The sequence below is a fragment of the Rhizobium sp. CC1099 genome (assembly GCF_029714385.1).
Taxonomy (GTDB): domain Bacteria; phylum Pseudomonadota; class Alphaproteobacteria; order Rhizobiales; family Rhizobiaceae; genus Rhizobium.
The window spans coordinates 1437479-1458107 of record NZ_CP121641.1 but is presented as its reverse complement, the minus strand read 5'-3'; the positions used below and the strand labels follow the sequence as shown (position 1 = coordinate 1458107).

The 20629-nt window shown below is 56.2% G+C and carries 27 protein-coding genes and 4 tRNA genes; 16 read left to right on the top strand and 15 right to left on the bottom strand.

Annotation, left to right across the window (positions count from 1 at the left end):
* Positions 1-48: 48 nt before the first annotated feature.
* The gene (locus QA644_RS07470) at positions 49-354 is read right to left on the bottom strand and encodes an ETC complex I subunit (protein WP_283071739.1); all 306 of its coding nucleotides are present in this window, start codon (positions 352-354) and stop codon (positions 49-51) included.
* A gap of 278 nt (positions 355-632) precedes the next feature.
* Between QA644_RS07470 and QA644_RS07465 the strand changes: the two genes are divergently transcribed.
* A tRNA-Pro gene (locus QA644_RS07465) sits at positions 633-709 on the top strand.
* Between the two features lie 57 nt (positions 710-766).
* Positions 767-964, top strand: a complete 198-nt coding sequence (locus QA644_RS07460; RefSeq protein ID WP_132552593.1) for a hypothetical protein — start codon at positions 767-769, stop codon at positions 962-964.
* 34 nt (positions 965-998) lie between these two features.
* Here the strand turns inward: QA644_RS07460 and QA644_RS07455 are convergent, their stop codons facing one another.
* Together QA644_RS07455 and QA644_RS07450 are read right to left on the bottom strand one after the other, a co-directional pair.
* On the bottom strand, positions 999-1472 hold the full coding sequence (locus tag QA644_RS07455; RefSeq protein WP_156886409.1) for a DUF192 domain-containing protein: 474 nt from the start codon (positions 1470-1472) through the stop codon (positions 999-1001).
* An 11-nt stretch (positions 1473-1483) separates the two neighbouring features.
* Positions 1484-2062, bottom strand: a complete 579-nt coding sequence (locus QA644_RS07450; RefSeq protein WP_022715433.1) for a cold-shock protein — start codon at positions 2060-2062, stop codon at positions 1484-1486.
* Between the two features lie 195 nt (positions 2063-2257).
* On the opposite strand from QA644_RS07450, the gene QA644_RS07445 reads away from it, so the two are divergent.
* From QA644_RS07445 to QA644_RS07425, 5 genes are all read left to right on the top strand, one after another.
* Positions 2258-2698, top strand: coding sequence for a VOC family protein (locus tag QA644_RS07445; protein ID WP_074067892.1), 441 nt, complete (start codon positions 2258-2260; stop codon positions 2696-2698).
* Positions 2699-2852: 154 nt separating this feature from the next.
* Entirely contained in the window at positions 2853-3926 is a 1074-nt protein-coding gene (locus tag QA644_RS07440; protein WP_283071736.1) for a D-Ala-D-Ala carboxypeptidase family metallohydrolase, read from the top strand.
* A 199-nt stretch (positions 3927-4125) separates the two neighbouring features.
* Positions 4126-4200: transfer RNA gene (locus tag QA644_RS07435), tRNA-Glu, on the top strand.
* 77 nt (positions 4201-4277) lie between these two features.
* Positions 4278-4352, top strand: a tRNA-Glu gene (locus tag QA644_RS07430).
* A 676-nt stretch (positions 4353-5028) separates the two neighbouring features.
* Positions 5029-5103: transfer RNA gene (locus QA644_RS07425), tRNA-Glu, on the top strand.
* A gap of 91 nt (positions 5104-5194) precedes the next feature.
* On the opposite strand, the gene QA644_RS07420 is transcribed toward QA644_RS07425, so the two are convergent.
* From QA644_RS07420 to QA644_RS07410, 3 genes are all read right to left on the bottom strand, one after another.
* Positions 5195-6391 carry a site-specific integrase gene (locus tag QA644_RS07420; RefSeq protein ID WP_283071734.1) on the bottom strand — a complete coding sequence of 399 codons (1197 nt, stop codon included), beginning with the start codon at positions 6389-6391 and terminating at the stop codon, positions 5195-5197.
* Positions 6375-6581 (bottom strand): XRE family transcriptional regulator, encoded by a 207-nt coding sequence (locus QA644_RS07415; protein ID WP_283071732.1) that lies wholly within the window; start codon positions 6579-6581, stop codon positions 6375-6377. Before QA644_RS07415 ends, QA644_RS07420 begins: the two co-directional genes overlap by 17 nt.
* A gap of 103 nt (positions 6582-6684) precedes the next feature.
* Entirely contained in the window at positions 6685-6933 is a 249-nt protein-coding gene (locus QA644_RS07410; RefSeq protein WP_283071730.1) for a helix-turn-helix transcriptional regulator, read from the bottom strand.
* 361 nt (positions 6934-7294) lie between these two features.
* Between QA644_RS07410 and QA644_RS07405 the strand changes: the two genes are divergently transcribed.
* The 4 genes from QA644_RS07405 to QA644_RS07390 all read left to right on the top strand — a co-directional run bounded on the left by QA644_RS07405 (position 7295) and on the right by QA644_RS07390 (position 9058).
* A complete protein-coding gene (locus tag QA644_RS07405) occupies positions 7295-7600 on the top strand; it encodes an AlpA family phage regulatory protein (protein WP_283071729.1) in 306 nt (101 codons plus the stop codon).
* Positions 7601-7738: 138 nt separating this feature from the next.
* The gene (locus QA644_RS07400) at positions 7739-8221 is read left to right on the top strand and encodes a helix-turn-helix domain-containing protein (RefSeq protein ID WP_283071728.1); all 483 of its coding nucleotides are present in this window, start codon (positions 7739-7741) and stop codon (positions 8219-8221) included.
* A gap of 202 nt (positions 8222-8423) precedes the next feature.
* Positions 8424-8705, top strand: coding sequence for a hypothetical protein (locus tag QA644_RS07395; protein WP_283071727.1), 282 nt, complete (start codon positions 8424-8426; stop codon positions 8703-8705).
* A 2-nt stretch (positions 8706-8707) separates the two neighbouring features.
* The gene (locus QA644_RS07390) at positions 8708-9058 is read left to right on the top strand and encodes a hypothetical protein (protein WP_283071726.1); all 351 of its coding nucleotides are present in this window, start codon (positions 8708-8710) and stop codon (positions 9056-9058) included.
* A gap of 203 nt (positions 9059-9261) precedes the next feature.
* On the opposite strand, the gene QA644_RS07385 is transcribed toward QA644_RS07390, so the two are convergent.
* The 3 genes from QA644_RS07385 to QA644_RS07375 form a co-directional block, all read right to left on the bottom strand.
* Positions 9262-10005, bottom strand: coding sequence for a hypothetical protein (locus QA644_RS07385; RefSeq protein ID WP_283071724.1), 744 nt, complete (start codon positions 10003-10005; stop codon positions 9262-9264).
* Between the two features lie 578 nt (positions 10006-10583).
* Entirely contained in the window at positions 10584-10928 is a 345-nt protein-coding gene (locus QA644_RS07380) for a hypothetical protein (RefSeq protein ID WP_283071723.1), read from the bottom strand.
* A gap of 207 nt (positions 10929-11135) precedes the next feature.
* Positions 11136-11690 carry a hypothetical protein gene (locus QA644_RS07375; protein ID WP_022715542.1) on the bottom strand — a complete coding sequence of 185 codons (555 nt, stop codon included), beginning with the start codon at positions 11688-11690 and terminating at the stop codon, positions 11136-11138.
* 955 nt (positions 11691-12645) lie between these two features.
* Between QA644_RS07375 and QA644_RS07370 the strand changes: the two genes are divergently transcribed.
* From QA644_RS07370 to QA644_RS07350, 5 genes are all read left to right on the top strand, one after another.
* Complete coding sequence (locus QA644_RS07370; RefSeq protein WP_283071721.1) at positions 12646-13803, top strand: phage major capsid protein; 1158 nt, start codon at positions 12646-12648, stop codon at positions 13801-13803.
* A gap of 5 nt (positions 13804-13808) precedes the next feature.
* Positions 13809-14003 (top strand): hypothetical protein, encoded by a 195-nt coding sequence (locus tag QA644_RS07365; RefSeq protein ID WP_283071719.1) that lies wholly within the window; start codon positions 13809-13811, stop codon positions 14001-14003.
* A gap of 32 nt (positions 14004-14035) precedes the next feature.
* Entirely contained in the window at positions 14036-14263 is a 228-nt protein-coding gene (locus tag QA644_RS07360; RefSeq protein ID WP_283071717.1) for a hypothetical protein, read from the top strand.
* Positions 14264-14608: 345 nt separating this feature from the next.
* Entirely contained in the window at positions 14609-14902 is a 294-nt protein-coding gene (locus tag QA644_RS07355; protein ID WP_283071715.1) for a hypothetical protein, read from the top strand.
* Positions 14903-15082: 180 nt separating this feature from the next.
* On the top strand, positions 15083-15298 hold the full coding sequence (locus QA644_RS07350) for a hypothetical protein (protein ID WP_283071713.1): 216 nt from the start codon (positions 15083-15085) through the stop codon (positions 15296-15298).
* Positions 15299-15302: 4 nt separating this feature from the next.
* On the opposite strand, the gene QA644_RS07345 is transcribed toward QA644_RS07350, so the two are convergent.
* From QA644_RS07345 to QA644_RS07320, 6 genes are all read right to left on the bottom strand, one after another.
* Entirely contained in the window at positions 15303-15878 is a 576-nt protein-coding gene (locus tag QA644_RS07345; protein ID WP_283071712.1) for an HNH endonuclease, read from the bottom strand.
* Between the two features lie 631 nt (positions 15879-16509).
* A complete protein-coding gene (locus QA644_RS07340) occupies positions 16510-17388 on the bottom strand; it encodes a glycosyltransferase family 2 protein (protein WP_283071699.1) in 879 nt (292 codons plus the stop codon).
* A gap of 40 nt (positions 17389-17428) precedes the next feature.
* Positions 17429-18178 carry a class I SAM-dependent methyltransferase gene (locus tag QA644_RS07335; RefSeq protein ID WP_283071697.1) on the bottom strand — a complete coding sequence of 250 codons (750 nt, stop codon included), beginning with the start codon at positions 18176-18178 and terminating at the stop codon, positions 17429-17431.
* The gene (locus QA644_RS07330; protein WP_283071696.1) at positions 18175-18627 is read right to left on the bottom strand and encodes a GNAT family N-acetyltransferase; all 453 of its coding nucleotides are present in this window, start codon (positions 18625-18627) and stop codon (positions 18175-18177) included. The genes QA644_RS07335 and QA644_RS07330 overlap by 4 nt, the downstream gene beginning before the upstream one ends.
* Positions 18624-19595 carry a hypothetical protein gene (locus tag QA644_RS07325; RefSeq protein ID WP_283071694.1) on the bottom strand — a complete coding sequence of 324 codons (972 nt, stop codon included), beginning with the start codon at positions 19593-19595 and terminating at the stop codon, positions 18624-18626. The genes QA644_RS07330 and QA644_RS07325 overlap by 4 nt, the downstream gene beginning before the upstream one ends.
* On the bottom strand, positions 19592-20560 hold the full coding sequence (locus QA644_RS07320; RefSeq protein WP_194729605.1) for a glycosylase: 969 nt from the start codon (positions 20558-20560) through the stop codon (positions 19592-19594). Before QA644_RS07320 ends, QA644_RS07325 begins: the two co-directional genes overlap by 4 nt.
* Positions 20561-20629 lie beyond the last annotated feature (69 nt).

Sequence of the window (20629 nt, the reverse complement as noted above, 5' to 3'; positions counted from 1 at the left end):
TCCGGCCGCTGCGTCCGTGCAGCGGCGAGAAGCGGCATGCCTGAGCGCTCAATGCGTCCAGGGCTGCGTGCGGGTATAGCGAAAATTATCAGGATAAGCGACTGTCTGGCGAGCCGGTTCCTTCGGCGCGATCACGCGGTATTCGATGCCGGTGCGCTTGGCATAGGCTTCCGCCAGTTCCTGCGTCTCGAAGGTCAGCCTCACCTGCTGGCGCATATCGCCGGAGGACGTGTAGCCCATAATGGGATCGATCTTGCGCGGCTGCTCCTGATCGAATTCAAGCACCCAAAGATGCGTCTTCGCCTTGCCGGACTGCATGGCGGTCTTGGCTGGACGGTAGATCTTGGCAGACATCAGCTGCACGCCTCCGGATATGCGGGCCTGACCCGCTGTAACTTACCCTTCCACCCGTCTCCGGAATGGTCTTCATCGCCTCGATAACGCGAAGAGATGAATTTTGCTTAGCCGCGAATCTCTCCACTTTCAAGAAAAAAGCCAACTGAGGGGAATGCTTGCGCCGCAAGCCAGGATCCAGTCCGCTGGAGGGCTTGGTGATTGAAACGACAATGCCGTGTTGAAGACGCGAATTAGATATTGCGGGGCCGGGGTGAAGCGTGTATTGCCCCCTCTCACGGAGTGTAGCGCAGTCTGGTAGCGCATCTGGTTTGGGACCAGAGGGTCGGGAGTTCGAATCTCTCCACTCCGACCATCCTTTCAAAAAATGTTGTCTTCGCAGACGGCCAATGGCCCTGCGCAGGAGCCGTAAATGCAAGTTGAAGTCCCCTGCCCCAAGTGCGGCAAGACCCGGATGAACTTTCCGCGCCCGCAGCCGCTCGATAGCGACATCATCACCTGCTATCACTGCGACTTCGAACTCGGCACCTACGGCACCATCAAGCGCAAGATGGCGCTGTTCATGGAGCGACTGATCCAGGCCAAGGCCAAACCGGTGAGAAAGCAGTAATTCTAAGAGAGATCGGGCGGACGCTTCGGCGCCGCTACTTTTTCCTCGTCACCGTGGCGCTTGCGACCTTGTCGCCGACCTTGATTTCGAATTTCCTGACGATGCCGGCATTCAGCTCGACGACGTATTTCACCTCACCCATCGAATCAATGATCGCCCTCGAATAGGGCACGGCATTTTCCTTGATGTGGCGGATGGTGCCGCCGCTATCGATGAAGAGCATGTCGAGCGGCAAAATGGTGTTCTCCATCCACATGGTCACCCGCCGCGGCTGTCCGAAGTCGAAGATCATTCCGGCATCCTCGGCCATTTCCTTGCGGAACATCAGGCCGTACTGCCGCTGCTCATTGCTGGCGGCAATCTCCACCGTGAAATTCAGCATCCTGCCGGAGGCAGTCTGGATCACCAACGGCTCCTTGTCGAAATGCGGTTGCTGCTGGGCAAAGGCGGAGACGGCCAGGATGAAAAAAAGCGCCAGAAAGGCGCCTTTGATGGCCTGCATTGCCATGCCGCGAGGCATCAGTGCGACCGGCTTGCCGGGCTTGGCATATCCGGGTGGATTTCGGCTGCCATCAGGCCCTTGTCGCCATCGCCGTAGCGGACGAGGACGACCTGGCCGGGGCGAAGCTCCGTCAGGCCAAAGCGGCGAAGCGTTTCCATATGCACGAAGATATCTTCCGTACCCTCGCCGCGCGTCAAGAAGCCGAAGCCCTTCGTGCGGTTGAACCACTTCACCAGTGCCCGCTCGAGGCCGCTCGTCGGGGTGACCTGCACGTGGGTGCGCACCGGCGGCAGCTGTGACGGATGGACGGCGGTCGACTGGTCCATGGAGAGAATCTTGAAGGCCTGATAGCCGCGCTCGCGGCGTTGGATCAGCGCGACGATGCGCGTGCCCTCGAGGATCGTCTGGTAACCGTCGCGGCGAAGGCAGGTTACGTGCAGCAGGACATCCTGCATGCCGTTGTCCGGGACAATGAAGCCGAAGCCCTTGGCGACATCGAACCACTTGACGACACCGGTGATTTCAACGAGGTCGACGGCATCCCCGGACAGCTCGTCGATATCGGTGAATTCCTTCGATGAAATCCTGTCAGCCATGTCGCCAGCCCCTCAATACGCGTCACACTGTTACGGTTAACTGATTCTTGAAATCAAGATTAACATCTTGGTAACGGATAAGCGCAAGTCCTGTTTTCGGTTATTCCCAACTGCTCATTTTAGTCGCATGCCTTGCCCGAAGCTGACCCCCCGCCACATAACGAAGCAGCTCCCACATTTTAGAGAGGAAATAGAATGCGTTATCTCCACACTATGATCCGCGTGAAGGATCTGGATGCCTCCCTGCATTTCTACTGCACGCTGTTCGGCCTGAAGGAAATCCGGCGCTCCGAAAACGAAAGCGGCCGTTTTACCCTGGTTTTCCTCGCCGCAAACGAGGATATCACAAATGCAGAGAAAAATGGCGCCCCCTGCCTCGAACTTACCTACAATTGGGATCCCGAGGAATATACCGGCGGACGCAACTTCGGCCACCTCGCCTACGAGGTCGACGACATCTATGCGACCTGCCGGCATCTGATGGACAATGACATCACCATCAACCGTCCACCACGCGACGGCCGCATGGCCTTCGTTCGTTCGCCGGATGGGATTTCCATCGAAATCCTGCAGAAGAATGGCAGCCTTCCGGCGGCCGAGCCGTGGCTTTCGATGGGCAATACCGGCGCCTGGTAAGCTGAGGCTTTTGCGAGGCTTGTGGTTTTTGCGATTTCGGGCCGCCGCGCCCGCTTCGCGCTTGCCGCAAGCCCGCCCGGTAGGCACTCTCCGGCCGACTCGAAGCGGAAGACGACACGGTTGAATCGTTCTCCGCACCAACGGAGACCGTCGCTTGCTCATTCTCCAAAAGCGGATGCCCGCCACGGGCGCGCTTCTCATCGCTGTTGCCGCGGTTGCGCTGTCGGGCTGCGTCTCGAACCAGAAGGCCCTCGATTCCGCAGCTGCCGTGGCTGCCGATCCTTCAGCCGAGCAGCTTGCCGGGAACACGCCGGGCAAAACCGCCAACGGCGCCTATCGTGATCCGATGGTCACGAATGTGTCGAACGCGCAGCAGACGGCGGCAGCGCAGGATACCGACGCCGCCACCATGTCCGCCGGCACTGCGGCCACGCAGCCCGCCAATATCGGCGGCTTGGCGATGCAGCCAAGCCGCATCAATGCGAACGCCATGAGCATCTTTTCCGCCCAGCCGGCGAGGCCGCAGAACAACACGACCTCAACGATCATACAGCCGGCGGACGCCAACGCCTATGCGCCCGTTCAGGGCATCGATGCCGCGCGCAGCAGCGTCTTCAGCGCGCCGCCGCCCGCCCAGCCGGCACAGGGCGGCGAGATGCTTCTGCCGCAGCAATCCTCCGAAAAAACCAGCACAAGCCTTGCACCTGCCTATCAGACGACATCGCTCGCGACGGGTAACCTGCAAGGCGGGTCGATGAATGCGCTCTATGCCGCTCCGAAGCAGAACCTCGTCGGCGGCCTCGCCGGGCTCCTTGAGAAGGCGTCTCTGCCGGGCATGACGCGCGTGGCACCGAACGGCCTGCACATCCAAAATGGCAATGTCGAAGTCGGCTGCTTTAAGCCCGGGATGCTCAATGTCATCAAGGCGGTCGAAACCCATTTCGGCAAGCCGGTCATCGTCACCTCAGGATATCGCGACGCGGGGCATAACCGCATGGTCGGCGGCGCCGAAGAATCGATGCACAAGACCTGCGATGCCGCCGATATCAAGATCGACGGCGTGTCCAAATGGGATATCGCCGCCTTTATCCGATCGCTGCCGAACCGCGGCGGCGTCGGCACCTATTGCCACACCGAATCGGTCCATCTCGACACCGGTAAAAGCCGTGACTGGAACTGGAGCTGTGGCGCCGGACGTACCAGGACACCGAACGCAAGAGCCATCTGACGGCAGCGCGGCATCCCGCATCACGTTGCGGCAACGCCGCAGCATCCCGTTATAGGAATTGTCGGCAGCCTATTGATTCAGATCGGATAATCGGCCTCCCACACAGGCTCTGATTTCCTGTCATTTTTTTGAAAGAAATCCGAAATTCCCGCTTGCGGGATCCAAAGCGCCTGACTATAAGGGCGCCACCACGAAGGAAGCGCCCTTCGTCTATCGGTTAGGACACCAGATTTTCATTCTGGGAAGAGGGGTTCGACTCCCCTAGGGCGTGCCACTTTTTATTTCCATTTTGTCTATTTATCAGTACGCTTGCGAAAGCGGCTGCGCGTTCCTATTTGCAGCCGACGCAACGCGCCCTTCGTCTATCGGTTAGGACGACAGATTCTCATTCTGTAAAGAGGGGTTCGATTCCCCTAGGGCGTACCACGCGCGTGCAGCGCGCCAGCCTCCTGAGCCTGGCGGGTTCCCGTACACAAGCGGTTTCTAAACCTTCTTGGCGTCACATAATCCGCAGCCGCGGGATGGCGACGACGAAACGTCCGCCCCGCGCCGAGGTGATCTTGCTTTCGAGATTCCACGGCAGAAAGGGATTCGACTATGGCGTCTGCCCAAGATCGGCAAAGACCGTCGCAAGGGACGCGCGGCAGAACCGGCAATGATACGTCATCGGAATTACAGGCCGTTCACGAAAGCATTGATCCGGCTGCGGGTAAGCTCCAAAGCGTTCCACCGTTCCGCCAGCCGTCATACCAGGGGTCTCGCGGCATTTCTTCGGGCTGGCTGAACCGGGGCTACAGCCGAGAAGCGCAGCCGCCCGCGACGGATCGAGGCCGAGCCAGGGGCATTTCGCGCGGCCTGTCGCCCGCGGAGACGTCATTCCAGTGCGGACCAAGGGTTGCGCGGCCAGGTGCAGGATGATTTCCGGATCGGCCTGCCGCAACGCGGCTATCGCGCTGATTTATATCAATTCAAAATCGGGTGGCACACGGAACGCCGGCGCGAACACCGGCTTTTCCACAAGCCTCGAAAAAATCTGCATTTTCGCATTTTGCCGCTTGCGGTGCACAAATGTGCTGACTATAAGGGCGCCACCGCGAAGGAAGCGCCCTTCGTCTATCGGTTAGGACACCAGATTTTCATTCTGGGAAGAGGGGTTCGACTCCCCTAGGGCGTGCCATTTTTCTTGAAATTATTGGGCTTTCTAACACTCCGCCCAAAATGCGCCCATTATTTTGTGGGAGCGCCCGTTTCCCGAATGAAAAGCCGGTTCATCGTACAACGCGAAGGTTGCCGCGCCGCCTTGCCTGATCGCGCCTTTCCTCGCGTTCGTTGACCGCCCGCGTGATGTCGACCATTGCGCGGCGCTTGTTGACGTCGCGGACATACGAGTCTGATACCGCCATCGAACTATGCCCGAGGGCGTCCATGATCTGCCGGGCCTGCGCGCCGCATTCCGCAATCATGGTGCCGAAGGTACGGCGCAAGCCGTGCAGCGTATGGCCTGCTGGAAGCCCGGCCTGCTCGGTCCATTTGCGCATGGCGGTGGTCAGGCTCTTTTCGCTGAATGCCTTGCCATAGGCTGTGCGCAGTACCGTGGCACCGGGCGTGCGCTCCAACGGCTCAAGCGCCGAGGCGAGCTTGTCGATCACCGGAAGAAACATTTCGCGGCCACCATGGCGGTTACGCCCCTTGCCCTGCCGGAAATCAAACGCCTCGATGACGACGATTTCGCCGCTGCAGAGCTCGATCTCCTCGACAACCAAATCATCCCAGCCGATGTTCGCAACATCGCCGCGCCGGTTTCCCATCCATAACGCGAGGCTGTAGCAGGTACGCGCCGCGCTGCCGGGTGGATGCTGCGCCTCGAACGCCTCGCGAGCGGCAAGCTGCCATGCGGGGTTCGCGACCGATTTCGGCGGACGAACCCGGATCGAAAGCGACGGATCGGCTTCCGGCTTGATCCATTTCTCCACGTCCGTTGCGATCCACAAAAGCTTGCGGACGGCGTTGAGCAGATGCTTGGCCGTGGTTCGATGCGTCCTGAAAATGCCCTCGACGATGCCGCGCAGATGATCGGCGGTCATGAATTCGACGGGCGTATCCCGCCATTTCAGCGCCGACTTGCTGGCGTCCACCGGCATTTCAAGAAAGCGCTCAATCAGGCGCGTGTTGTAGGCCCGCGTCTTCTCGTCGTAATCGCACCATTCCATGGTTGCCTCAAGCCGCCGCTGGGCATGACCGAACGTCTTGAGGAGCGCCCTGCCCGGCAGATCGATGATCTCGAATTTGGCCAACTGGCCGCGCACAGCCTTCTGATAGGCGATCTCGAAGCACTCATCGCCGGGGGCGCCGGGCAACTTGATTTCTGGGGAGCCCTTGGCGCGGTACCGCCAATAGATTTCGCCCTTGCGATCGACCCGAGATGCGATGCCGGGATGGTCCGGATATTTATGCGCGCGTCCCATAATCGCCTCCGATCTTCAATGCCCTCATGCCCAGCCGCAACAAGCCGGGATAGGAAAAGCCCCGCCCCTGCTCGATGCCTTCCAATGTCCGCGGCGGAATACCAAGCGCCGCCGCCGCCTCTTTTGACGTGCTCCTGCCGCGCCATACCTTGACCTCGGCCGCAAGCTTTTGCTTTTCCTCATCTGTCATCCGAATCCCTTTCCGTTGGTGGTGACCCGCTGACACATATTACGCACCAAGCGTAGTCGGAAGTCCTCCGAACGGCTATTTTTGCGGGTGCCCCTCGCGCCTGCTAAACCGATTTCAGCGGGTGCCGTTTCATGAGTTCTTCAAGCCCGGACTTTTCGGTGGGTAGATCGTTGAAGGCAGCGTCCAGTGCGAAACGATCCCATATCGTGCGCCCGTCGATGCGGCGCGGCTTCGGCATGCGGCCATCGGCGACAAGCTCGCTAAATTTCGAACTGGACACGCCAATATATCTCGCGGCCTCTTCCCGGCTTAACCCGCGCGGCGGATAGGAAATCGCATCGGGCCTGATCATGGAAATTCCTTCCGTGAATTTCAGCCATGGGATTTTCCTTTCAGGGCTTTGGAGGGTTGCGGTGTGTTTAAGGCTGCGGATCATATTGACGCGCTTTCCACGCGTCGCAAGCAGCTCTTGGGATGCCGAAAAGCGCTGTTTCAAAAAAATTGAACCATAAGGCCGCGAAACTTTAGAAGCCCTATAGAAAGACGATCCCAACCTTTAGTGCCACTAAAGTAAGTATATGAAAAGATGTATAAATCGACGTTGAAACCTCAAATTAATTCGATTGGCTGCAGCGCAGATTTTCGTCACGATCTCTCTTGCAACGTTCCCAAAAGTAACGGAACGCCCCTCAAAAAAGCGAGAGACGCCGGTGATGACTATCGATGAGAAGACCTACCCAGACGACTTCGATTTCATTGATTACAAGTATATTGAAGACGACACCGGCAAGAGACGGCAGAGCGTCTGGGCGGATTGCCGAGAGGGCCGATTCCCCCCGCCGGTGAAGATCGGCAAACGCTCCGTTCGCTGGTTCAAGCGCGATTACAGGCTCTGGAAAGAACGGCTAGCAGCAGAGCGGGACGCGGCTGTAGCCTTCAAGCCTTCGGCGTTGTCCGAACCGACTGAGCGTAACAGCGGTCGCCCGAAAAAGCCGCCCTCACAAAAAACAGCCGAATGAGAGAAGCCACCGGGGCTGCGACCACGGCGGCTTCGGGCATGTCAACGGTCCTTGAGAACGGCCCGATAATGGCATCACCCGAAACCTATCGCAAGCACCCCCATCCTCATCACGACGATTCGTTTCGGGGAGCGCCTAATGGCGAACAGACACAAACGCAAGGGCAAGTCTAAGTTCGTTGCACTGGACGGGTATTTGCTCCGTTCGGCGGCTTGGCGCTCGCTATCCGCGATTGAGCGGGCCGCGTATCTCGAACTGAAATGGGCCTACGACGGCAAGAACAATGGTCGTATCGGAATGGCAGTCCGGACACTGGCCGAAGCCGTCCATGTTTCGAAGAGTACGGCGAGCCGCGCGCTTATAGGCCTTCAAGAAAGAGGTTTCATCGTTCTCGTCAAACAAAGCGGGTTCAATGTCAAAAGCCGCATCGCGACCGAGTGGCAACTGACCGAATACGAATTGGACGACCGACCGGGAACGGCAACCAAGGACTTCATGAAATGGACCCCCGAAAATTCAAACAACAGTCCCGCCAGAAGGACAAACAGTCCCAGCGGAGGGACCGTGAAGGCAACAGGGCGTGAGAAACATGGCTTCACAGTCCCACCAGAAGGACCGTGAGGGCGTTTTTTCAAAATCCACAGTCCCGTCAGAGGGACACATATACATTTACCATATGGATATAGGTCATGAGCGAGAAGCACAGAGAAGACAGAACCCGTCTTGAATTGGTCGAAAATCCAAATTTCGGGAGCCTCCCAAAAAATCGGCCCATCACGAAATCCAGACCGAGCGCCATTCCCGGAAGCATGGGAGTTCGGCCATGGCGCGCATAACAGTCGGCACCCACGTCGAGTTCAACAGCCAAGCCTACGTCTGTTTCGCAATCCAGCCATTCGAACGCCGCAACAACGGGCGCGTGACGGAAATCGCGCGGTGGGCAAGCGCATGCCCCGAATGCGGCGCGATGTTCGAAATAACGACGACGGTTCGGCGCGGCATCGTTTCGCCGAACAGGAGATGCGAACGGCATCGAAAGCCCGGAATCAAGGTTCGCATGGACGCCAACGCCGGGGGCGACGGCCCGGCGATTCAGGAGGAATAAACATGGTCATGAGCATGAATGATCGAGACGGGGCGCTTGCGGCGTTTCTGGCGGACAGGTTGTGTGCAAACACCAACACGGCAACCGGCGCTTTTGGCGCGGCCTTCCCAGATGTCGATTTCTCGGATGTTTTCGATCAGCTTCAAGATAATCCCGATACGCCGGATTACCGTTGCCGCTGGCTTGCTGCGCTCTATGCCGACTTGGAAAGATCAATGTTCCAGGACGCGCTTGAGCGTTTTGGCAGTATGACAAGGTTTGAATTTCTAGAGGCTCGCGATCAGGCGTTCAGCCTGATTGAAGACGATGGATGGTTGAACGGCAAGCCGACGACGCTGAAGACGATTCAATAGCCGCGCGTCGATTTCGTCTTGCGAGCGCATCGGCAACGGCACGATAGGCGACATGGGAGTTTCGTATGCGATATTGTCCGTGATATTGCCGGGCCGCCCGGCGTTGATTGGCGCGGCATTCTAACCGCCGTGTCGCCATAGCGGTTGTTGAAGGTTCGCGGGGCTTCGGCCTCACTGTGCGCACGCACAATAACCGGGGCTCTTTACGCCACCTTCATGCGTATTATCTCATCGGCCACCAAAACTGGATGTAGTCGTTCTGCGATATCTGCTAGGGCACCGGCAAACACAGAAAGGTTTACGCCCTGCTGCCTTAGCCACCGTTTGTGAAGGATGTAACCAATCACGTCAGCGGTAGCCCCGAACGCCGAACGCTTTGTGACGTATAGGACTTCTCCCAAGTTTTTGAAGTTTATCGAAACTGAGCCTGAGAGACGGGGCGCTTGTGACACCAAGTGTTCAACGTTTTGAAGCGAACCGGCGAAATGCATATCCTGCTCTCGGGTGTTGTCGGTCTCCATAACCGGCCAGATAATCGCCTCATCTAGTGTTGTGTGTAGCGCCCACAGGAAATTGAGGAAACATAGGCCAACTATTTGATTTTCTGAGCGTGCATAGGTCATACTGTTCGTTAGGTAACCACTGTTGAGAACCGCAATTTCCAGGTTCAAGAGAATATCCACCAATTCGTTCGCAAAGCCAATTCGATCGCTGTCGCTCACGTTTGGTAGCGCGCTAAATAAGGTCATAGCGTGTACCTCCGGGAGAGCGGGAACAGTCGCGTGCTGAGCCGGTTGAACTCGAACCAGCGCATTGTAGTAAGCTGTCCTAAACGCGCGATGTGATTCAGAAGGGACAAGCAATCCTGTAAGCTTGGTGACGCGCAACTTTCCTCGCGCGCCGGATTGCGCTTTGCTCTCGTCCATAAACAGGAACGCGGTTTTCAATCTTGGTTTGCCCTCTCAGCTTCCGATCGCAAATCGAATGACGATCGTAGCTACACCTATTTATCATCGCCTGGAATGGTTCAATCGCGTTCGGCATGCCCGGGAATATTGGAGCGGGCATGTTAAGCGGGCACCCCCACAGATCGCCAGCCGAGGCCGTGAACGCGCATAGCGATAGACGACGCGGCGCGGGAAATATGGGTATTTGAAACCTCGCCCATTTGGGGAAAGGTTGCGGCGTTGCCCTGATGGCCTTCCGGGTTTGCCATGGCCACGACCATTGCCCGCTGACCTTTGTTCATATGGCGGCGGCGCTCGCCGACCAGAACTATTCTACAATTTCTAGGACTTGCTCAAAACGGAAGGACAAATTTAACTTGCGTGTATCAATGTATGTATCGTTCAGCTAATACATAGGGCGAATCAAATGTTTGTTGTGTCGATACTTGAGGGTGAGGACGAGCGTAACTTTCTTGCTACAGGTCTGACATTCCAAGATGACTTCGTTTTCATAGATGCCGGGGTAAAGCATCGATTTCGGCGTGCCGACATTTTAGAAATCCGTCCGGTCTACGATTCTAAAGCGTGCCGTGATTTGCCGACGCGTTGGTGCGGTTGGCCTCGGCCTTGCGAAGTGCTGCCTGAAACGGCAACCCGGCAATAACGCCCTCGGCTTCGTCGCCCGCTTTGATTTTATCAACGTCGCCGGGCGCGTATTTCAGAACAAGCCGCGCCTCGAATATGCGATTTCCAGAAACCGTGCGATTTATGGAAGGGTTTTCGTACTTGCGTCCGCGCCCGCTGTATTCGGTAGCACAGCAGCTTACGGCCCAATTGCTGCCGTTCGCCCGCGTCAGATCGAATGGCAGCAATGGGTGGAAGTGGTCATTTGTTCGAGCCAGGTGAATGACGCAGATGAACAACGAACGGACATTGACGCCCCAATGGCCCCTGCGATTTGCAGGGCAAGGCTGAGGACGTCCCCAAAGATTCTTGTGCTAGGTCTACTGTGCTTCATCAGCCATTGATCCCGTGCAGAAAAAAGCCCGGCTGTCGGGCCGGGCCCTCATTCAACCTTGTTGGGACCGGTTGTCGGCCGCCGAGTTTGCGATAGGACATCAAGGTTCCTGTCATTTGATCTCCCACGTCGTGTTATGCGGGATGTCCATCGCAGTATAGCCGCCGGGACCAGCCAGCGCAGGCATCGCTATACAAGCAAAGGGCTCACGCCCCGTGATGCCCGCGTACTTGCCGGTGCCGCCGGTGATAATATGGGTGCCACAATCCATTTCCGGCTGCGACTTGTCGAGATCGCGTGTATCGAAGGTCGAGAAGATCTTGTCGCCGTCCCGATCGGCCAGCACACAAGCGCCATCAATGTAGTTCTTGTCGCCCGAAGCAACGCTTACCGCCGTGCAATGTGCTGACATCTTGTCGAGCATCGCCTCTCCCTTCATATTTTCGGTGGTCCCGACCGCCTCCAGCGCGGTGGCCGTACCGACTCCGGGAATGTCAATGCTCATCAAAGGCCGAAAAACGAAATGCGTGACATAGGGCGTGGTCCCCTTCTTTTCGATCGGCTGTCCGAGGACGACTCCAGGAGCTAAGCCCAGGAGTAATCCGGAGAGAAGCGCTGTTTTGACAGGTGTCATCGCTGCGGCGCATGCCGCGATTGTGGGTTTCATTGGTTCCTCCATGGTGCGAGCGGTGGATCCAAGCCGATGCTCAGCGCCGCCGCAGATTTAGAGGCGACCTGCTTGCGCTCGAGACGTGTGTGGTTTCACCGAGCGCCTGTTCCCCAGATCGAGATCAAGCGTGCGGTCGTAAGTCAGCCCGATTGGCTGCGACAGCGCCTGGGACGAGGCTGCATCTTCGATCGCCGATGCCCCGGACTCCTCCAAGCTCATGCCGTAGCCGACGCATGAGCAACTGCCTCTTCAACTAAGATACCACAATTAGCGTGCCGAGCCACGTTCCGCGTGTCTCCGTCAAATGGAGTAGCCTTCCTTCGGATGGAGGATGCGTGGGCCTCCGAGGCAATGCACAGCGTCGTGCTACGATGGGCACTGAACGACCGCAACGGGGTCTGGACTTGTCCGTCAACTTCTCCGCGGCAAGGTCTGAGAAGGGTCGAATCCGGCCATTTGTTGCACCTGCTGTCAATGACTGGAATTGGCGCAATGCCGCCGTCCCACTTGATCGCCAGCCAAGGCCACGCCCACTCTCCCGGCGTTCGGTCTAGATCGCGGTCACCGTACTGCTGATGAGATATGCACATTTAGTATGGCTAAAACCTAAGGCGGCGGCAATTAAATGCCACACGCTTGGTCAAATACGCGGGACGGTTGCATCCCGGGGCGGGGAGTTCGAAAAGTAGGCCATACCCGGTTCCTGACCGCCCCCTCTTTCTCTTACGAAAACTCGCGAAAAAAATATTTGGACCCCTCGAAACCGAAGCAGCATCGGCTGCACCCCACAGTTGATTAATTTTAATCCTATAGCTCCGCTATAATTGCAAAAATGCTGGCCAGATTTTATGGAACGTGGTAGTTTTTTAATTGAACTTCCCAGGGATGGCCGCGCGGGAACGGCACTATTCGGATCGACGGCCATCCCCCAGCCACGCGAGGGGGATTTTTTATGTCGAACGACGCCGTTTCAAGAAGCGAATTCTTAGACCTCGCCCGAAAGACCGAACACGCCAAATCTGCCGCCGTCAGCGCGCAAAGGCGACTTGACGGGCTTCGGCAGGCAAACCGCCCGCAAGGCCGATCGCCCGATCCTTCTGCAGCGCTTATTCAGGCCATGGCCGCATCGCTACGGGCTACGGTCGCGCGCCGGTCAATCGATGATTTTGTGGTGGCCCACTATCCGCAGGCCGTCGCCGAGAATATCATTGAGATTGCTAAAAAACCGACGAAGGCAGTCACCCAACCGGCCGCAACCACCGGCGCGGGTTGGGCCGCCGATCTCTCTGCTAGCGCGGTAATCGCGCCGATCTCGCTACTCGCTCCCGCCGCCACCTACAGTCAGCTACAGCGCCGCGCAGGTGTTAGCCTCTCCTTCGATGGTTTCAGCGCTGCACGGCTTCCAAGCCGATCAAGCGAAGGCGATATGAGCGGCGATTGGGTTGCCGAGGATTCGGCAATTCCGGTTCGTAGAACCACGCTCACGTCTGCGCAAATGCTTCCGCACAAAATCGGTGTGATCGTCAGTTTCACGAAGGAAATGGCGTCCTATTCCGCCGAAAACTTCGAGATCGTCGCGAGGGACGCCATCGCCGAGGATACCCGCAACACCGTCGATACGGCGCTTCTCGACGCCACCGCCGAGACTGCCATCCGGCCTTCAGGGCTGCTCTTCGGTGCCACGCCGATTACCGGCGAGACAGGCGGCGGGCTTGCGGCCATGTCCACCGATTTGGCGGCGCTTGCGGCTGCGGTTCCATCGGCTGTTCGACCGGTATGGCTGATGCGGGAAGAAACGCGCGTGAAGCTTTTAACGACATCGCCGGGGCTGGTGGGCCTCGATATCGTCAACGCCCCAGCGCTCGCTGCCGATCAAATCGCCTATCTCGACGCAAACGATTTAGCCGTCGCTTCCGGTGATCTGATTTTCGATATTTCGGAAGACGCCGTGCTCGTCCTGAACGACAGTCAGCCGGTTCCGGACGTCATGGCGCAATCATCCGTCAGCTTGTGGCAACAGGGCTTGATCGGCTTGAGGATGCTTGCCCTGACAACATGGCAAATGCGGAAGCCCGGCCGGATCGCCGTTGTCGAAGAAATCGGATGGTGATCGCCATGGGCAAACCGGTTCTCGTCCCTCCCGAATTTTGCGAAGCGCTCGGCGACGAGCTTGCCAAACTGCTGGACGACGAACGCCGCGTCACCAACGAAGCGCTGCGCAGGCTTGAAAGCCGCACGCATGCGCAGCTTGTTACCGAAGTGCGAATCCTCCGGGCGAAAATTGCTGCGCTCAAAAAGGGGCGGCCATGAGCGCCGCCGTTGTTAGAGAAAGGAAGCCCGCCATGAAAGAGACCAGCCTTGCAGCATTCGAGAGCCGCAGCGAGATTCCGGCTGACGATTTCTTTTCCAAAAGCGAACTTAACCAGGCCACTGCCGCGTTGCGGCAACTTGCCGCCCGCCTGGTCGATCTTGCGGAAGGCAACCCGGACGATGTCAGTTGCTCGTTCGAAACCATGCCGGATGGAACTGGACGCTTCAATTTTCGGGCTTTTCGGCGGGCGGCAAGCTAACCCCCTCGATTCATCGAGCAGGCATGTTCCGTCTGCCGGGCGGGGCCTTCCAATAGCAATCCGTCCGCTTGCCGGTTCCGGTGGCAGCGCGGGGCAGGATAGCCGCCAAGGCGTTGATTGTAGTGGTGATGAACGATTTGCCCATCCGGCTTGCTGACAGCATATCCGTCCGGCGTTGGGCGAGTCTTATAGCCGCCCGCCACGGCTGTTTCCACTATCAGCAACAGTAGGGCGGCACACTGTGCGCAGCGCGTTGAAAGCTGCCAAGCAACCGTCAACATTTGCATATCTGGACTCCGCATCGAAGTAGCTGCACGGTTGCCTTCCACTCTTGGGGGCGAATCGATGTCAGAAATATTCTTCAGGCAAATCTTTGGCGTGATGATCTATGGGCTGCCGACCGCAATTCTATCATTCGGACTGACATACTTTATCGTCAAGAACCTGTGCGTACGCCAACCAACCATGGCCACGGTCGCTGTTTCGTTCCTGATCGCTTTGGGAGCGTACACGCTGTCCGCCCTGTTTTTGTTCGATGGCCCGGCGGAGAGTAAAGCGAGCATATGGCCTATCGCAGGAATCGTGGCGCTAGCTTCAAGCGTTAGCCTCTTGCTGATTTCATCGATGAAGCGGGGCTAAAGCCCCGAACCGATCTGTGGGCGTGCCGGGGTCGCATAGAAGACGTCGGAAACGATCATAATAATTTGCGATTGTGCCGAAACTTCCGAAATGCGACGGGGGACCATGGCGAGCCGCCCATCGCGAGTATTCAGATTTGGGTGCGGCGTCAGATGAAACGTTCAAACGGAGATTTATTTAATGAGAGTGCTGCTTGCTGTATGTGCTTTGGCCGCAACCACTGCCCCGTCCTTCGCTCGCGACGTCAAGCCGAGCGACGTTCCGACCGAGACCAAGATCGAAATCAAAGCGCGTTGTGAGGCAACGTGGGGAGACCATGCCGACAAGTACGCGATGATTGCATACTGCATAGATAAGGAAATCACCGCGTGGGCAAAAGTACAGAACTTTAACTGAGACGTTATCCGAAGTGTGCTTCTCGGTGACAGTTTGGACAAAGCGCGACCGCGTTCTCAAGAGTGTCGTCACCGCCTTCGGCAAGAGGTTTGACGTGATGCACCTCTAGGTACGGCGTACATCGACGCTCGAACGGGGCTTTTGATCCGCATGAGCCACAGGTGCCTTTCGCTTGGAAAAGAGCTTCGGCCACGACGTCTGGGTTTCGTACATACGCGCGAACAGCTTGGTAATAAAAAACGGGCCTCTTCGGCGCCTTCGCCAGTCGCTTTTGTCGTGCCGTCGAGCTTTCTGACGCAGAGGCCCGAACTGCGGCTTGGAAGTTGGTTGCGTCATTTTCCGAAACGGACCGGATGACCTGAAACCCAGCGCCGATCCGTGGCAATTCAGCAATTGGTGTGCTGGTGTTGAACGAGCGGGTCGGGACATCATTCGCTAACGCCCAAATTGCCTTCAGGGGATAAAGTCGTCCTGACCTATTGTCGATGACGTACCAGGCTTTGGGTGTGCCGTACGTTTCAGGACGCTCGCCGGCTTCGAAACGGCGGAAAGCTCGTCTAATTGCTGCTTCGGTGATCATGTCTGTTGCCAACCAAAGAGAAAGGCCCGTGTGAGCGAGCCTTTCGATTGAGTTTATTTTCGTGTTGGCTTAGTTGCCGCCGTCGCGCTGGTCAGATGCGCGACCGCCGCAGCTTGAACCGTCCTTGGCTCTCTGCCAGGAATGGTCGCAACTGCCAGCGAAAGACTGCGGTGTCAGAGAAGCGGTGACCAGCACTATTGCAACGATAAATTTAAACATAAGTCCCTCCAAGGATTTCTTACGGTTGAAGGGCATACCGCATGGCGGTTGAGTCCACACGGACCTTTTTTGGCATTATTCATCCTAAAGATGTTCCAAGCACCAACGGAACCCGAAACCCGGCTTGGAGCGAGAGTGGGGGCGTATGGAAGGCACAGGCGCGCAAGGCCATTCCCGATGTTGGATACCGGCGCAGCGTTAGCGCGCGCTTTAGCGGCGGCTGGCGGGGTTTGCTGCCCTATTAGGTTCCTTGCCTCCTTCTCGGCAGCATCGAGCGCTTTCGCGATCGCGCCGGACGCGCCGGACGCGCCCACAATAGCGGAACAGCATGGAAACATTGGCAATTTGCGCCCGTAATTTGCGCAATGAATTCAATTCTGTTGGCACGCCCCTAGGGCGTGCCATTCTAGCTCTATGTCAATGCATCTTCGATCTGTGCAATTCTTGCATTAAGCTGCGGGAATGAATTCTGCCAATAACGGTAGGTATTCAGCAGGTTGCGATATGACGCAGGCAAATCGCTTGCTGGCAAATAGCCTTTTTCAAAGGCAAGATTAAGCACGTCCTCATAATAGGTGATCGCATAGATGAACTTCCAGTTGATCTGCGGGTTCGAGGTGGCTTTCTCATGACGCCTAAAGTACGAGAGCGGCGTGGGATGGATGACGAAATCGCCGAGTTGAGCCAATTCAACCCACGCCGACAGGTCAATCAAGCCTCGGAAGAGATCACCTTCCATGCGATACAATCGGAATTGTCCATCGCTATCAAATGCGTCCGCCTTCCGAAATAACGCCGTTGTGTACTCCCCAACAAGATTCGCATGATTGAGGGCCGTCAATCTTAGGAAATCACGGCCGGAAACCATTTTTAGGCCGTCTCCGGAAGCGTTGAAATGGTTGACGAAACCAGTCGTATGATTTCGCTCGTCGATCAGATGGCGTGGCGAAAACGCAAGGCGCGTATTTCTATCCTTTGTCGCATCGAGTGCCTCCAACAGGAATTGTACGCAAAAAGGATGGAGCACGTCATCATCGAACAGGAATTTTATGAATTCGCCGTTCGCAATCTCCACCAGTCGACGCACGTTGCTCTCCGGCCCGGGATTTGCATTACGGCTATATTGAACAAACGGGTCATATTTCTCACATATTACCTTGATCGCATCGGTCGGGCAGTCGTCGGACACAAGAATTTCAACATCGACAAAGCTCTGGGCCAGCGCACTTCGAAGGCATAACTCGAAATAATCAGGGTTATATGCGGGAATACAGATCGATACACGCGGCATCGATACCCTCCGGACTTAAGAAGATTGGAGTTGGACGCAATTACCGCGTCCCGCCAGCTTCACACATAAGGAAAATACTGGCGCAAAGATCGGGATAGATTTGTCCCAGTTGATAGCATCCCTCGAGATATTCGCTGGAGATAATGTCGGTCTGCAACAGCCGATCCCACTGAAAATTGGCCAACGCTTTGAAGAAAATGCCAGAGCGATGCACCACATTTAGTCCCGCCAATTTAGCATCACGCTCCAAGGTGTCCAACGAGTATGTGATCCGGTGACCGTGTTCCAACTCCGCTCGCGTTATAGCCGAATTGTGACGTATCAAACCCATTTTGACCGCGATCTGACGTGATGGAGCGTTCGCATTTGGGCAAACCAAGAAGAGCCTACCACCTTCCGACAACCATTCCTCGTTGACGCGTCTAAGCACTCTTACAGGATCATCCAGATGCTCGAGAACGTGCGTCAGCAGAATATTGTCATAGCGCTTGGGCAACGTCACGCCTTCGAATACGTCGTTGATAAATATCAGCCCGTCGCCTAGATCGCGTTTCGCTATGGCTATCGCCTCGTCGGATGCTTCGACGCAGGTGACGTCGTCAAAATGCGGCATCACTCGTTTTGTGAAATCGCCTCGAAAACTTCCAAGCTCAAGTAAACTCCCCCGACGAAAGAATGGAATAAAGGACTTCAGCATATAATGATGCATTACATCGAAATCGAAATTGTAAGCATAACGATGATCACTCGTGTCTTTTATTTCATTGTTATAGTCACGCCTGTCGGTCACTTTTTTGCCCCCAAATCCATCTTCATCATGAGCGTTGACTGCCCGCCACCCAAAGGCACAAACCCAAATTTTCCGTAGACTGCGACTGCGGCCACATTCGCTGCCTCTACTTCAAGGCGTATTGTGTCGAAGCCTTTTTCGTCTGCGTGAGTGATGCATTGCTCAAGCAACGTCCCCGCTATTCCACGGCCTCGCCAATCCTCAAGCACGCTCACATTCGTAATGAATGCCGACTTCTGCTTGTCGTCGTTGCAATACATAGCCAAGAATCCGACTAAAATGCCGTTCGACCATGCCTCGAAGCGCTCGGCATTTAGAAGAATTTTCTGCGCATAGATCCCAATGTCGATTCTTGCACTGAGCCCAGTTGCAAAATTCCCGCCACACTCATTCAAGTGTCGGGCTATCTCACCTACCGAAGCGAAGTTGCGGCTCCAATTTGGGGTCAAGCGGTCCGCTCCAAGATCGCGGCGCCGAATCCATACCGACCGAACTGGTTTCCATTGTACAAAAGGTAAATAGCACCGTCTGACTCAAATACATGCGGATAGCAAAGCATGTCAGAATCCCACTCACCGCTTGTTCCTTCGATTGCTAGTTCGACGTCATCGCGCGACCAGTTAATCAGGTCGTCCGAACAGGCGTGGCCGATTTGATAGCCACGGCTTTTATTCGTGCGAAAATCTGACGATTGCCGGTAGCAAAAGAACATATGATGGCGCCCCTCGATCTCGATGACCGTAGGTAAAGCCTGGCTTTCATCTGGACCAAGCCGATCAGCGACAATCTGTCGGGCTTCTTCCTTCTGCCAATTGATGCCATCCCGGGATGTTGCGTGACCGATTTTATAGGTGCGGTCTGGCGCGGCTTCGGAGGAATATACTTTCCATCCAGTTCCGAAAATGTACCACATGTGGAAGGCGCCGTTGATGAGCTTTACGAAGCCATCGCCGACCAAGCAAGGCTCGCCGAGCGACGCAGACAAAACTGGCCCATCGCCGATCCTCTTGAACGACAACCCGTCGTCATCACTGACGGTGAGGCCGATTGCAGTATCAACCGATACCGCAACCCTTCGATTCCAACCGCACGAGTAGCCGTAGATCTTTCCTTCATGTCGTATCACGTTCATGGGAAAGATGCCGTGCTCGTCGAAACAGCCTAGTTTCCCAAGCTCTATAACGGGCCGGTCGGAAACTCGAACAATCCGATCCATTGTCTTATCCATATCAACGAAAGCGATATGGCTGAGGTATTTGCCATTCGTGTCAACGGCGCGAGTTGAGAAGTATATTCGGATAAAGTCGTCGAAAACGAGTGCTTGAGGTGACTGCGCATATTCGACACATCCTGCCGGTAGCTGATGGCGGGTGGGATCGAAGATCTTGCCTAGCTTCTTCCAGCGCATCTTCGTCATACATCACCCAGCTTTCCGTCGAGAATAGCAAGACCGAAGCCATTGCGACCGACCTGATTGCCGAGATAAGCCATGTAGGTCTTGCCATCGAACTCAAAGACGTGCGGATAGCTGACCATCTCGTTGTCCCATCCCGTATCCGATACAGTTAGGCCGGCCTTGGCATCGTCGCGATGCCAGTTGATCAGATCAACGCTCGACGCATAGCCGATTCGATAGCCTTTTTCTTTACCTCTATAATTCGTGCTATACCGGTAACAGAAGAACATGTGGTATTTCCCCCCGGCAAAAATCACATCGGGGCTGGCCTGTGCTTCGTCAGCTTCGACAACGCTGTTGATCAGGTTTCTATTTAGCTTTGTCCAACGGATGCCGTCTTCCGATGTAGCGAGCCTTATTTTGTAGACAGGCTCAGCGCGCCCGTCGGCTATCTTCCACTTGGAGCCAGCGATGTAAAAGAGGTACCAGGTATTGTTAAAGCGCCGAATTTTGGGACCGCTCAAAACAAACGGCTCGTCGGGCGAATATGGCAGCACTGGTCCACGACCTGCCTTCACGAAGGTTCGACCTTCATCGGTACTTAATGCCAGGCCGATACCGACGTTGAAAGGCACGGACTCGCAACGAGTCCAGCCGGCATAGTAAGCCCGAACGATATCGCCATCTCTTGCTACGGAAATCGGATAGGTACCAAATTGGTCAAATTCACCAAGGCCACCTAATTCCAGAACGGGACGTTCGCTGATGTGCCTGACTTTGAACAAATCAGCTCTGTCCACGTCGATATAAGCGGAATGCGACACATATTGCCCGGCTTCGTCTGCCGGTGGCCGGCAGGAAAAGTATACGCGCACAAAATCATCGAAAATCAGGGTTGCTGGCGCCTGAGCAAACTCCTTGAGCCACGGGCGATCCGTCACATCTTGCGGCGTGAACACCTTGCCCAGCTTTTGCCATTTAAACATCTACGTCACCGACTGGATTTCTTGATGGAGTCCGGACTGCCGAGTGAGGCACCCTCGCCGCGACTACGG